Consider the following 12637-nt stretch of genomic DNA (forward strand, 5'->3'; position numbering starts at 1 on the left):
ACCACGGGGGAAAGGTGAACGCGATGCAGGTCAGCAGAGTCACCCAGCCGGCATCGGCGATGGCCGCGACGCGGCACTGGCCGGTACCGGAGGAGCGGCGTACGGTCAGCGTCCTCTTCGTCGACATCGTCGGTTCGACCGCGCTGGTCGACCGGCTCGACCCGGAGGACGTCCGGGCCCTGCAACAGGAGTACTTCGGCACCGTCGCGGCGGTCCTGCGCCGGTGGAACGGGGTGGTCGAGAAGTACGTCGGCGACGCCGTCATGGCGTTGTTCGGCGGCGTCGAGTCCGACGGGTTCGACGCGTACCGGGCGGTGCGCGCGGGTCTGGAGATCCAGCGGGTCCTGGACGGGCGTCCGCTGGCCGGCGGGACGGTGGTGCGGCTGCGGGTCGGCGTCGCCACCGGCGAGGCCGTGGTCGACCTGGCCGCGGCGCGCGACGCCGGCCACGGCGCGGTCAGCGGCGCGGTGGTCACCCTGGCCGCCCGGCTCCAGGAACACGCTCCCCGGGGCACGGTGATCGTCTGCGCGGCCACCCGGCGGGCCACCGCCGACCTGATCGACTACCGGGACCTGCCGCCGGCGACGATGGCCGGCAAGCCGCTGCCGGTCGCCGTCTGGCGGGCCGACGGCATCGCCCTGACCCGGCCGACCGGCGGTGACCTGCCGTTCATCGGCCGGCGACGGGAACTGGCCGCCCTGCGGGACCAGGTCGTCCGGGCGGTGCGGGAGCGGTCGGCGCGCTGGGTCTCGGTGGTGGGCCCGGACGGCATCGGCCGCAGCCGGTTGCTGGCGGAACTGGCCCGGACCGTACGGCCGGTCGACGGGGTGCCGGTGCGCTGGTGCGGTGCGCAGTGCCCGCCGTACCCGGACGTCCCGACCGCTCCGCTCGCGGCGCTGCTGCGCGACCACACCGGGATCACCCCCGGCGACGACCCGGCCGACGCCGGGAAGGCCGCGGGGCGGTGGCGGGAGGTGCTGCTCGCCGTCGCCGAGCGGACCCCGCTGGTGGTGGCGGTGGACGACGTGGACCGGGCGGCCCCCGAGATGCTCCTCTTCCTGCACGAGCTCTTCGCCGCGGCGACCGCGCGGGCGCTGCCGCTGGTCGTGGTGGTCACCCACCCTCCGGAGTGGGGTGATCTGCTCCCCCTCGGTCCGACCGACCGCCGGCACCGGCTGACCGTGCCGCCCCTGGGTACGGTCGACACCGGACGGCTGCTGCGCTACCTGCTCGGTGAGTCGGCGGCGGTGACCCGGCTGCTGCCCCTGGTCGCGGGGAACCCCGGCTACGCCCGGGCGTACGCCGCACAGGCCGGTGACGACGGCCACCCGTCCGGTGAGCCGCCGGTGCCGGAGGCGGTCCGCCGGATGGTCGCCCCCCGCCTCGACCGGCTCGACGGGACCGGACGGGCGGTGGTGATGGCCGGCGCGGCGCTCGGGGTGGTCACCGCCGAACGGCTCGCCCACCTGCTCGACGGGGATCCGGAGCAACTGCGGCCGGTGCTGCGGGCCCTGGCGGAACGGGGCCTGCTGGCGTGGCGCTCCGCCCGACACGGGTACGAGGTGGCGGACCGGACGCTGGCCCGGGTAGCGTACGAGCGGCTGCCGAGGGCCCTGCGCGCCGAGTTCTGCCGCCGGTCGGCGATCCCCGTCCCCGACGAGACACCCCGTCCGGTCCGGCTGGTCGGCACAACCGCACCGGCAGCCTCCGCGCCGGTCGCGGCGGTGCCCCCGGGGACGACCGTGCGGACGGCCCGGGCCCGGCCGGTGATGTCCGTGACGCCGGCCACCACCCCGCCACTGGCAGCCAGCGCCTGACCGGCACCGCCCACCGGCGGCGCCGGTCAGGCGCGAGGCGTCCCGGTGCACTCCTCCGGCAGGGCGGTCCCCTCCGGCCAGCGCAGGTCGACACCCCGCCGGACCAGCGCGTCCTGGAAGTCCGCCAACAGCCCGGGCCGCTCCCGCACCGCGTGCGGGGCACTCCCGGTCGTCAGGCAGAACGCGGCGAGCGCCCCGGCCGCCTCACCGGTCGACCACTCGGCCGGGTGCACCCGGTAGCAGCCGTTCGTGACGTGGGTGGTGCCCAGGGCCTTGCCCGCCGCCACCACGTTGGTCACCCGCTGCGGCAGCAGCGCCCCCAGCGGGATCTCGAACGGGTGCGCCGCGACGTCCAGGTAGCCGTCCCCGCGGGTGCTCGGGTGCAGGTCGATGCGGTAGTGGCCGGTGCCGACCGTGTCCGGGTACCGCACCGCGCCGGCCGCGCCCCGCACCGCCACCGACAGGTCCTGCTCGGTGGGGGTGGTCACCGCGCACAACCGGCGGGCCTCCCGGATGTACGGCGCCTGCGCCAGGCCGTCGGGCGTGCCGGTCACGTCGGGCCGCAGCCGCAGGCCCGGGTAACCGCGACCGCCGTCCGGCCGGGGCGCCTCGGTCTGCAACCAGTACAGGAAGGCGAGACTGAACTCCCGGGCCCGGCGCAGGTGCCACCCGGCGTCCGGCACGTCGAACAGCGGGCCGTCCAGGTAGTCGGTCATCGGCCAGTTCACGATGGTCACGTCGCTGGGCAGCAGCCCCGGGCGGAACGCCCGCCGGTCGAGGATCCGCCGGTAGGTCCACAGCTCCGGGGCCCGCAGCGCCTCCTCCATGGACGCCGCCGCCTGTTCCGGGTTGGGGGTGAACCGGCCGGTGACCGGCCGGCCGGTGCGCGGGTCCGGGTAGCTCCAGCTGAACAGCCGGTCCGGCCAGCCCGGCGGGGTCAGCGTCCGCCACCGCCCGTAGCCGTCGGGCCGGTCCACGGTGTGGTCCCCGTCGACGTGCTCCAGCGCGAAGCAGACCGTGGCGGCCTGCATGTTGAGCGGGTCGGCCCGCTCGGGCGCGCTCGGTTCACCGGTCTGGTCCCGCGACTCGGTGCCGGTGCGGTACTCGATCCCGGCGAGCGGCAGCAGCTCGCCGGTCTCGCTCGCCTCCAGCACCAACCGGGCGCTGATCTCCCGTACCGTGCCGTCGGACAGTCGGACGCTCACCGCCCGGACGGAGTCGCCGTCGGTGTGCGCGGCCAGCAACTCGGCCTCGGTGTGCACGACCAGCCGGCCGGCCGCGCACCACGGGGCGATCATGGCCCGGAGCACGGCCAGCGCGGCGCGCGGTTCGTGGCAGAGCGGGCTGACCCAGCCGTTGCCGGGGTTGAGCAGGGCACCGTCGGCGGCCTGGTCGAGCGCGTACCAGTCGCGGTAGTAGCCGCGTACCCCGCGCCGGAAGCACCGGTAGGTCGCCGTCGAGCCGGTGGTCTCGATCCACCGGTGCTCGTCCGGCGGCACCGCCTGTGAGGTGAGCTGGCCGCCGATCCACCGGTACGGCTCGACCACCACCACCCGGGCACCCCCCTCGCAGGCGGCCAGCGCGGCGGCGATGCCGCCCACACCGCCGCCGACGACGAGCACGTCGGTGGTCTCCCCGGTCGTCCTGCGGGCCCGGCGGGGAGCCGGGACGATCGTCGCGGTCATCAGCCGTCGTCCCCGCGCCGGGCGGTCAGCGCGAAGTGGTAACGGTCGCCGCGGTAGTACGACACCGCCAACTCGACCGCTCTCCCCCGCCCGTCGAACCCGATCCGCCGCACCTCCAGCAACGCGGCCACCGGCGGGATCTCCAGCAGCTCGCACTGGCGCGGGGTGGGCACCACCGCGGCGATCATCTGCTGGGCGACGACGACCTGGACGTTATAGCGGTCGCGCATGGTCTCGTAGAGCGGGCCGTCGAGGTTCTCCACCAGCAGGCCGGGGAAGAGGTCCGCCGGCAGGTGCACCTCCTCCAGGCACATCGGCGCGCCGTCGGCCATCCGCAGCCGCTCGACCCGGTAGAGCAGTGAGCCCTCCGGCAGGCCGAGCTCGTTGGCGAGGGCGTCCCGGGCAACCACCGCGTCGGCGTCGAGCATCTTGCTGCTCGGGGTCAGTCCCCGGGCCCGCATGTCCTCGGTGAACCCGCTCAGGCTGGTGCCCTTGGCGATGCGGGTGTCGGAGACGAAGGTGCCCTGGCCCCGGATCGTGTAGATCAGACCGTCGGTGGTGAGTTCCCGCAGCGCCTGTCGCAGCGTGGTCCGGCTGACGCCGAGTTCCTCGGCGAGGTCCCGCTCCCGGGGCAGGGCGGTGTGGGCCTTCATGTCCGCCACCCGGCTGCGCAGCACGGTCCGGATCTGGCTCAGTTTGGTGGTCATCGTGACTCCACGGGGGCATGCGGGCATGCGGACACGAACCGGCGGGTGGTGTCCACCGGGTCGGAGATGGCGGTGCCGACGACCACGGCCCACGCGCCCTCGTCGAAGGCGGCCGCGACCTGGGCAGGGGTACGGTACCGTCCCTCGGCGATCACCGGAACCGGACACCGCCGGCTGAGCGCGGCGACCAGGTCGACGTCCGGACCGTCCGGGACCGTCGCGCCGGTGTAGCCGGCGAGGGTGGTCCCGACGAGGTCGGCTCCCGCGTCGACCGCGGCGAGGGCGGCGTCCACACTGTCCACGTCGGCCATGAACAGCGCCCCACCGGCGTGGGTGGCGGCGATCAGGTCGGCAAGGCTCTCCCCACCGGCCCGGGGCCGGCCGGTGGCGTCGGCGGCCACGATCTGCGCGCCGGCCCCGGTCAACGCGACCACGTCCGCCCGGCCCGGGGTGATGTAGACCGGGCTGCCCGGGACCTTCCGCTTGACCAGCCCGACGACCGGCACCCCGAGGGCGACCATTCCCCGCACGTGCGCCACCCCCTGACCGCGCAGCCCGGCCGCGCCGCCGAGAACCGCCGCGCTCGCCATCGCCATCATGTGCGCGGTGTCCAGGAACGGGCTCCGGGGGTCCTGCGCCTGGCACGAGACGACCAACCGTCCCCGGATGGCCTCGGCCACGTTCATCGCTTTCCTGCCCTTTCCTCGATATCACAGTGGACGACCAGTCCGGTGAACAGCGTCCGCCCGGCGGGGCCGGCGCAGAGCGCCAGGGCACCCGCGAGCGGGTCGGCCGCCGCGCCGACCGGACGGGCGCACGGCGCTCCGACGCGCAACGCGCGGGTGAAGGTCGGCAGCAGCAGATCGGCGGCGGCGAACACGCCACCGGTTCCGGCCACCGGCACGTCCGCGCCGGCCAGACCGGCCTGGCGCAGCGCGGCCACCGCCGAGTCGGCCAGCAGCACGCCGGCCCGCCGCCAGACCGACCGGGAGTCCGGGTCGCCGGCCCGGGCCAGCTCCGCCACGGTGCCGGCGAACCCGGCGAGCCGCTCGGGGGTGGGCGGGCGCTCCCGCCAGCGGGCCGGCAGGGTCTCCACCGGACCGAAGGCGGCCACGGTCGCGTCGAGCAGCGCTCCCGCGCGGTCCCGGTCCCGTTGCCGCAGGGCCAACCGGAGCGCGGTCCGCCCGATCCAGTGGCCGGAGCCCCGGTCGCCCAGGGCGGCGCCCCAGCCGTCGACCCGGGCGGTCCGCCCGTCGGGCGCGGCGGCCAGCACCACCACACCGGTGCCGGCCGCGACCACCGCGCCGGGCACCGGTCCGAGGGCGCCGAGGTAGGCGGTGACGCTGTCGTCGGCGACGTCCAACGTCCCGCGCAGTCCCCGCTCCCGGAGCCGGGCGCGGAGGTCGTCGACCGGGGGTGACTGGCCGTTGAGCCCGGTCATGCCGAGCCCGACCGCGACCGGGCCGTCGGGCACCGGACCGAGGTCGGCCAGGGCCGCACCGACCGCGTCGGCCACCCGTGCGGCGGGCTGTCCCGACCAGAACCCGGGGGTACGGCCATGGCCACTGCGCCCGTCGTGGCGGGCGAGGGCACGGCAACCGCCCTGCCCCAGGTCGACGCCGATCCGGACGGCCGGTGCGCCGCTCACCGCGGCGGCTCCGGCGCGACGTCCGTCCGACCGGCCAGACTCGCCTCGGCGAAATGGCACGCGACCTTCCGTCCGGCGACCGATCGCAGCTCGGGGACGGCCTCGGCGCAGTACGGCTGGGCGAGCGGGCACCGGGTGCGGAACCGGCATCCCGACGGCGGGGCGGCCGGTGAGGGCACCTCTCCGCGCAGCACGGTGCGTTCGGTCGGTGGGCCGGCCCAGGGGCGCGGCACCGGGGCCGCCGAGATCAGCGCCCGGGTGTACGGGTGGGCCGGTTCGTCGTAGACGGTGGCGGCCGGTCCGGTCTCCACGATCCGCCCCAGGTACATCACCGCGACGTCGTCGCTGACGTGGCGCACCACCGACAGGTCGTGCGCGATGAACAGGTAACCCAGCCCGAGGTCGTCGCGGAGGTCGGCCAGGAGGTTGAGCGTCTGTGCCTGGACCGAGACGTCCAGCGCGCTGACCGGCTCGTCGCAGACCACGATCCGCGGCGACAGGGCCAGGGCCCGGGCGATGCCGACCCGTTGCCGCTGGCCGCCGGAGAGCTGGTGCGGGTAGCGGCCGCCCAGCTCGGCGGCGAGGCCCACCCGGGCGAGGAGTTCGGCCGTGCGCTCGGCCCACCGGTCACGGGGCAGCAGCCCCCGGTGGGCCCGCCAGCCCTCGCTGACGATGAAGTCGACCGTCTTGCGGGGGTTCAGCGAGGAGTACGGGTCCTGGTAGACCATCTGGATCTCGCGGGTGAGGCGGCGACGCCGCGTCGTGTCGGCAGTGTCGATGCGTTCACCGCCGTACCAGATCTCGCCGCCGCTGGGGCGACGCAGGCCGACGATCGTGCGGGCCAGGCTGGACTTCCCGCAGCCGGACTCCCCGACCAGCCCCAGGGTGCGGCCGGTGGTCACGGTCAGGTCGAGGCTCTCGACGGCACCGATCGGCGGGGCCTTGTGCAGCAGCCCGCGCCGGCCGCCGGGGTAGGCGACCCGCAGTTGCCGGACCTCAAGCCGCGTCTGGGGTACGGACACCGGTCACCACCTCCTCGGCGTAGTGGCAGGCGGAGAGCTGGCCGGGGGTGATCTCCCGCAGCGCCGGCCGGTCGGTGCGGCACCGGGGCCGGGCCAGCGGGCAGCGGGGATGGAAGGCGCACCCGGCGGGCATCCGGTGCGGCGCGGGGGGCATGCCCTCGATCGGGGTCAGCCGGGCACCGGGGTGTTCCGGGGTGGGGATCGAATTCATCAACCCCCGGGTGTAGGGGTGGGCGGGGGTGTCGTAGACGGTACGCAGCGGGCCCGTCTCGACGACGGAACCGGCGTACATGACCGCGACCCGGTCGGCCACGTCGGCCACCACGCCGAGGTCGTGGGTGATCAGGATCATCGCCATCCCGTGGGCCCGGCGCAGGTCGCGCAGCAGGTCCATGATCTGCGCCTGCACCGTCACGTCCAGGGCGGTGGTCGGCTCGTCGGCGATCAGCAGCCGGGGACCGAGGGCGAGCGCCATGGCGATCACCACGCGCTGGCGCATCCCGCCGGAGAACTGGTGCGGGTAGTCCCGGGCGCGCTGGGCGGCGTGCGGGATGCCGACCTGTTCCAGGCCGGCGACCGCCCGGGCCCACGCCTCGCGGCGGGACACGCCGCGCCGTACCCGGAACAGCTCGGCGATCTGCTCGCCGACCCGCACCACCGGGTTGAGCGCGCTCAGCGAGTCCTGGAAGACCATGGCGAACTCGGTGCTGCACAGCTGGCGGGTGCGCCGTACCGGCCGGGCGGTCAGCTCCTCGCCGTCGTAGTGGATGGTGCCGCGGGCGATGGTGGCGCTGTGCCGGGGCAGCAGCGCCATCACCGCGCGGACGGTGACCGACTTGCCGGACCCGGACTCACCCAGGATGGCCAGGGTCTCCCCGGCGTCCACGTGGAACGAGACGCCGTTGAGCACCGGGTGGGTGCCGAGCGGGCCGTCGAAGGAGACGACGAGGTCGTCGACGCTCAACAGCGGTTGCCGGGTGGGTGGTGGTGCCACCATCGCAGGTCCTCCGGGTCCGGGCGGGTCAGCCGAGCGAGACGCCGGCGAAGTCGGGCAGGTCGTTCGGGGTGGGGGTGAAGCCCTGCACGCCCTTGCGCAGCACCACGTTGCCGCTGAGGTCGAGCGGGAAGATGCCCACCGCGTCGGCCCAGACGATCTTTCCGGCCTGGGCGTAGAGCTCGGCGCGGCGGTCCTGGTCGAGTTCCCGGCGGGCCTCCAGCAGGATCTTGTCCAGCGCCGGGTTGGCGTACCCGTTGCGCTTGGCGGTGGAGAGGTAGAGCCGGGCCAGGGTGAAGTCGGCGTCCCCGGTGACCGTGCTGCCGGTGGTCATGGTGCTGTCCCAGTCGAGCTTGAGCAGCCGGTCGAGCCAGGTGGCCCGCTCCAGTTCCTGGGGCTTGACCACGATGCCGGCCTTGGCCCAGTCGCTGATCATCGCGTCGGCGAAGGAGTTGCCGTTGGTGCAGCAGCCGGTACTCCACATCATGGTGGTGGTGAAACCGTTCGGGAAGCCGGCCTCGGTGAGCAGTTGCTTCGCCCGGGCCGGGTCGTAGCCGTACGGGTTCTGCTTCGCCGCCCCGAACACCGCCTCGGGCAGCGGCCCGGCGGCGGGGGTGCCGGCCTGGTCGAAGAGGGACTTCCTGATGGTGTCGAGGTTCAGGGCGTGCCACATGGCCTGCCGGACCCGGGGGTCGGTGAACGGCTTCCGGGAGCTGTTGAACCAGATGTAGTAGTTGGCGTACGTGGGGAACGAGGTGACGGTGAGCCGGTCGTCGTCGCGCAGCCCGGTCAGCTGGTCCGGCGGCAGCCCCCAGGTGACGTCGATCTCGTCGTTCTCCAGCGCGGTCACCCGGCCGGAGATCTCCGGGATGTACCGGTAGGAGATCTTCTCCAGCTTCGGACGCTCGCCCCGGTACGCGTCGTTGCGCACCAGCTCGACGCTCTGTCCGGCGGTGAACGAGGCGACCTTGAACGGGCCGGTGCCGTACGGGGCGGTGAAGAAGCTCTGGTCGCCGAGCTTGGCCGCCGGGGCGATCCAGACCAGGGTGAGGTTGCTCAGCACGGTGCCGAGCGCCTCGCTGGTGCGGATGGTCAGGGTGCGCTCGTCCGGGGTCTCGATCGCGGCGACGGCGGCCCAGAGTCCGGCCAGCGGTCCCTTGCCGTCGATCAGGGCCTGCACGGACGCCTTGGCGTCGGCGCTGGTCAGTGGGGTGCCGTCGGCGAAGGTGACGCCGCTGCGCAGGGTGAACTGCCAGGTCAGCGGGTCCGGGTTGGTCCACTTCTCGGCGAGGTTCGGCACGATCTCACCGTCGCGGCGGGACACCAGGGTCTCGAAGGCCTCCTGCACGACGGTGAGGGTGGGCTGGTCGGCCGAGTTCGCGGCGTACGGGTTGAGCGAGACCACCGGGGTCGGGTTGGCCACCCGCAGGGTGGTCCGGCCGGCGGTGGTGTCGCCGCCGGTGTCGCTGTCGAAGGAGCAGGCGGTGAGGGCGAGGACGCTGGCGAGGGCCAGCGCGCCGAGGCGGGTCTTCGGGTTTCTCATGTGTCGTCCGTTCCGCTGGCGAGGGGGATTACCGGGTGGAGAGGTTCGGGTCGGAGCGGTCCCGCAGTTCGTCGCCGAGCACGCCCGCGCAGACCACGAAGAGCGCGAGGACCAGACCGGGCAGGGTGGCGATCCACCAGGCGCCGGCCAGGTGGTCCCGACCGTTGGCGATGGTGGTGCCCCAGCTCGGGGTGCCGGGCGGGATGCCGAGCGACAGGAAGCTCAGCGACGCCTCGGCGACGATGACGAAGCCCAGCTGGACGGTGGCCACGACGAGCACCGGGCTGAGCACCGCCGGCAGCACGCAGTGGCGCACGACGTGCCACGGCCCGGCGCCGAGCGTGCGCGCGGCGTTGGCGAAGTCGCGGGACCGGGTGGCGAGGGTCTGCGCCCGCGCCACCCGGGCGAAGACCGGCCAGGTGGTGATGGAGAGGGTGAGCACCACGTTGGTGACACTGGCGCCGAGCACACCGGCGACGAAGACGGCGAGCAGGATGGAGGGGAAGGCGAGCTGGATGTCGGCCAGCCGCATCACCACCGTGTCGACCACGCCGCCCCGGTAGCCGCAGAGCACGCCCAGCGCGGAACCGATCGTGCCGGCGATCAGCAGGGTGGCCGCGCCGACCAGCATGGACACCCGGGCGCCCTGCATGATCTGGGCGAGCAGGTCCCGGCCGACCTGGTCGGTGCCGAGCAGGGCGAGGCCGCCGTCGGCGAGCCGGCTGCCCGGCGGCAGCAGCCGGTCGGTGACCGAGGTGGCGATCGGGTCGTACCGCGCGACCATCGGCCCGAACACCCCGGCGACGAGGTACGCCGCGATGACGCCCAGCGGGATCCAGAGCCGCAGCCGGCGGCGACGGGCGGGGGGCGGCGTGCCGGTCGGGGTGGCCTCCGCCGCTGCGGGCGCCACGTCGGGCAGCGGGGTGCCGGGGACGGCGCCGGTCATGTCGACCATCTCCTCAGACGCTCTCGCGGACCCGGGGGTCCAGCCGGACGTACAGCAGATCGACCACGAGGTTGATGACGATGAAGATGGCCGCGACCGTGATCACGCAGGCCTGCACGACGGAGTAGTCCCGGGCGGCGATCGCGTCGGTCATCAGCCGGCCCACACCGGGCCAGGCGAAGACGGTCTCCACGATCACCGCGCCGCCGAGCAGGCTGCCGAACTCCAGGCCGGCGACGGTGACCACCGGCAGCAACATGGTCCGCATCGCGTGGGAGCCGACCACCCGCCACTCGGACAGGCCCTTGGCCCGGGCGGTGACCACGTAGTCCTCGTGCAGCACGTCGAGCAGTCCGCTGCGGACCAGTCGCAGCACCACGCTGAGCAGTGGCAGGGCGAGGGTGACGGCGGGCATCACCATGGCGGCCGGCGAGGACGCCCCGGAGCTGGGCAGCAGGTGCAGGAACCGGGAGAAGACCAGGATCAGCATGATGCCGACCCAGAACGAGGGCAGCGACTGGGTGAGCATGGACAGCACGGAGACCGTCCGGTCGACGAGCCCGCCGGGACGGGTCGCGGCCAGCACGCCCAGGGCGAAGCCGAGCACCAGGGCGACGGCGAAGGCGGTGAGCGACAGTGCGGCCGTGGCGCTCAGGTGGCCGAGCACCAGGTCCGTCGCGCTGCCGCCGAGCCGGAAGGACTCGCCGAAGTCGAGCGCGGCGGCCCGCTGCAGGAACCGGACGTACTGCACGGGCAGCGTGGCGTCCAGGCCGTACTCCCGACGAAGCGCGTCGACGGCCTCGGGATCGGCGTCCGGGCCGAGCACGGCGGTGGCCGGGTCTCCGTCGACCGCCCGCATGGCGAAGAACACCACGGTCGCGGCACCGAAGAGGACCAGCACCGAGATGGCGAGCCGGCGGATGGCGTAGCGCAGCATGTCCGGTCCTCAGCCGGCGGACGGTGGTGTCGACGCCGGGTCGGTGGCGAGGGCCGCCTCGACACCCTCGACGATCGCGACGGCGGCCCGGCCCTCCTCGCCGCTGACCGGGGTGGGCCCGCCGGTCAGCGCGGCGTCCGCGAACGCCTCCAGCTGGGTACGCAGGTTGTACGCGCCGCCGGGGCCGCGACTGGGCCAGAAGTACGTGTCCAGGTAGCCGGCCGTGCCCGCGCGCTGGGCGTAGAGCAGGTCGTTGTGGGAGAGGTCCATCTCCAGCAGGCCGTGCTCGCCGACGATCCGCAGCCCCGCGTCGGCCCGGGAGGGACGGGAGTGCGGCAGCGTCCAGGTGTTCTCCATGGTGCCGATCGCGCCGTCGTCGAAGCGGACGGTCGCGTGCACGACGTCGTGGCTGGGCGAGAGGACCTTACGGCCGACCGCGCCGGTGACCTCGACCTCGCGGCCGGTGACGAACCGCAGCAGGTCGGCGTCGTGGATGCCGAGGAACCAGGCCACCGAGGTGCGGTCCCAGATGCCCGCGCCGACCGCCTGGGAGGTGCAGCGCCACACCTTGACGTGCCAGATCTCGCCGAGCTCACCGGAGCGCACGATCTCGCGCAGCCGGATGACCCGCGGGTCGAAGCGCAGGATGTGACCGATCATCAGGGCGTCGGGGTCGGGCCGACCGGCGAGGATCCGGTCGCAGCTGGCGGTGGAGAGCGCCATCGGCTTCTCCAGCAGCACCCGCCGGCCGGCGGCGAGCGCGGCGAGCGTCGCCTCCTCGTGCAGGTGGTCGGGGGTGCAGATGCTCACCGCGTCGACCTCGTCGAGCAGGTCCGTGACGTCCGGGACGGCTCGGACCCCGAGGGTGTCCACGGCCCAGTCGCGGTTGCGGGGTGCCGGATCGGCGACGGCGACCAACTCGACCTGTCGCATCTCGCGCAGCGCGCGGGCGTGCAACTGGCCCTGGACACCGATTCCGACCACACCGATCCTGAGGCGGTCCACGCCAAGCCTCCCATAGTTTCGCACCAGTCGAGAGCTAGGTATGCACCTAGCTGGCATAGTTGTACACCTGATCACGGCGCCTGACAAGACCCGAGATTCGCCTGCTCAGCGGCGCTTTCGAGCAGCCCGGGGCTGCCGTCGACCCGCGACGGAGCGGGGCATCGATGGCCTCGGAAGGCGCGCAGAAGTGGCGAGGGGCGGCGGTTCCCTCTGGTGTCGTGGCGATGCGCACCGCGGGTGGCAGCGGGCGGCGTGGGTGCCGGGACAGGCGGCCCGGTCGCGGTCGCGTTCGGACGGACGTTGACACCTCGGGTGGATACACACGAAGATGCC

At 74.2% G+C, this 12637-nt stretch carries 11 protein-coding genes; 1 reads left to right on the forward strand and 10 read right to left on the reverse strand.

Annotation, left to right across the window (positions count from 1 at the left end):
* Positions 1-23 precede the first annotated feature (23 nt).
* Positions 24-1817 carry an adenylate/guanylate cyclase domain-containing protein gene (locus GA0074694_RS23885; protein ID WP_091462127.1) on the forward strand — a complete coding sequence of 598 codons (1794 nt, stop codon included), beginning with the start codon at positions 24-26 and terminating at the stop codon, positions 1815-1817.
* Between the two features lie 26 nt (positions 1818-1843).
* On the opposite strand, the gene GA0074694_RS23890 is transcribed toward GA0074694_RS23885, so the two are convergent.
* From GA0074694_RS23890 to GA0074694_RS23935, 10 genes are read right to left on the reverse strand one after another with little or no spacing between them, the layout of a single operon-like run.
* Complete coding sequence (locus tag GA0074694_RS23890) at positions 1844-3502, reverse strand: FAD-dependent oxidoreductase (protein ID WP_091462130.1); 1659 nt, start codon at positions 3500-3502, stop codon at positions 1844-1846.
* Positions 3502-4209, reverse strand: coding sequence for a GntR family transcriptional regulator (locus tag GA0074694_RS23895; RefSeq protein ID WP_176738093.1), 708 nt, complete (start codon positions 4207-4209; stop codon positions 3502-3504). The genes GA0074694_RS23890 and GA0074694_RS23895 overlap by 1 nt, the downstream gene beginning before the upstream one ends.
* Positions 4206-4895: an N-acetylmannosamine-6-phosphate 2-epimerase gene (locus GA0074694_RS23900; RefSeq protein WP_091462136.1), complete on the reverse strand. Its 690-nt coding sequence runs from the start codon at positions 4893-4895 to the stop codon at positions 4206-4208. The genes GA0074694_RS23895 and GA0074694_RS23900 overlap by 4 nt, the downstream gene beginning before the upstream one ends.
* Positions 4892-5857 (reverse strand): N-acetylglucosamine kinase, encoded by a 966-nt coding sequence (locus GA0074694_RS23905; protein ID WP_176738094.1) that lies wholly within the window; start codon positions 5855-5857, stop codon positions 4892-4894. The genes GA0074694_RS23900 and GA0074694_RS23905 overlap by 4 nt, the downstream gene beginning before the upstream one ends.
* On the reverse strand, positions 5854-6879 hold the full coding sequence (locus tag GA0074694_RS23910) for an ABC transporter ATP-binding protein (RefSeq protein ID WP_091462141.1): 1026 nt from the start codon (positions 6877-6879) through the stop codon (positions 5854-5856). The genes GA0074694_RS23905 and GA0074694_RS23910 overlap by 4 nt, the downstream gene beginning before the upstream one ends.
* Positions 6854-7876: an ABC transporter ATP-binding protein gene (locus tag GA0074694_RS23915; RefSeq protein ID WP_091462144.1), complete on the reverse strand. Its 1023-nt coding sequence runs from the start codon at positions 7874-7876 to the stop codon at positions 6854-6856. The genes GA0074694_RS23910 and GA0074694_RS23915 overlap by 26 nt, the downstream gene beginning before the upstream one ends.
* Before the next feature lie 25 nt (positions 7877-7901).
* Entirely contained in the window at positions 7902-9416 is a 1515-nt protein-coding gene (locus GA0074694_RS23920; protein WP_091462147.1) for an ABC transporter substrate-binding protein, read from the reverse strand.
* 28 nt (positions 9417-9444) lie between these two features.
* Entirely contained in the window at positions 9445-10362 is a 918-nt protein-coding gene (locus tag GA0074694_RS23925; protein ID WP_091463812.1) for an ABC transporter permease, read from the reverse strand.
* 13 nt (positions 10363-10375) lie between these two features.
* The gene (locus tag GA0074694_RS23930; RefSeq protein ID WP_091462150.1) at positions 10376-11299 is read right to left on the reverse strand and encodes an ABC transporter permease; all 924 of its coding nucleotides are present in this window, start codon (positions 11297-11299) and stop codon (positions 10376-10378) included.
* 9 nt (positions 11300-11308) lie between these two features.
* Positions 11309-12304: a Gfo/Idh/MocA family protein gene (locus tag GA0074694_RS23935; RefSeq protein ID WP_176738095.1), complete on the reverse strand. Its 996-nt coding sequence runs from the start codon at positions 12302-12304 to the stop codon at positions 11309-11311.
* Positions 12305-12637 lie beyond the last annotated feature (333 nt).

This window comes from Micromonospora inyonensis (assembly GCF_900091415.1).
Classification (GTDB): Bacteria; Actinomycetota; Actinomycetes; order Mycobacteriales; family Micromonosporaceae; genus Micromonospora; species Micromonospora inyonensis.

Bases quoted from the DNA above. Each gene is read 5' to 3' on its own strand.
- GA0074694_RS23885 (WP_091462127.1), top strand. From the start codon at position 24: ATGCAGGTCAGCAGAGTCACCCAGCCGGCATCGGCGATGGCCGCGACG.
- GA0074694_RS23890 (WP_091462130.1), bottom strand. From the start codon at position 3,502: ATGACCGCGACGATCGTCCCGGCTCCCCGCCGGGCCCGCAGGACGACC.
- GA0074694_RS23895 (WP_176738093.1), bottom strand. From the start codon at position 4,209: ATGACCACCAAACTGAGCCAGATCCGGACCGTGCTGCGCAGCCGGGTG.
- GA0074694_RS23900 (WP_091462136.1), bottom strand. From the start codon at position 4,895: ATGAACGTGGCCGAGGCCATCCGGGGACGGTTGGTCGTCTCGTGCCAG.
- GA0074694_RS23915 (WP_091462144.1), bottom strand. From the start codon at position 7,876: ATGGTGGCACCACCACCCACCCGGCAACCGCTGTTGAGCGTCGACGAC.
- GA0074694_RS23920 (WP_091462147.1), bottom strand. From the start codon at position 9,416: ATGAGAAACCCGAAGACCCGCCTCGGCGCGCTGGCCCTCGCCAGCGTC.
- GA0074694_RS23925 (WP_091463812.1), bottom strand. From the start codon at position 10,362: ATGACCGGCGCCGTCCCCGGCACCCCGCTGCCCGACGTGGCGCCCGCA.
- GA0074694_RS23930 (WP_091462150.1), bottom strand. From the start codon at position 11,299: ATGCTGCGCTACGCCATCCGCCGGCTCGCCATCTCGGTGCTGGTCCTC.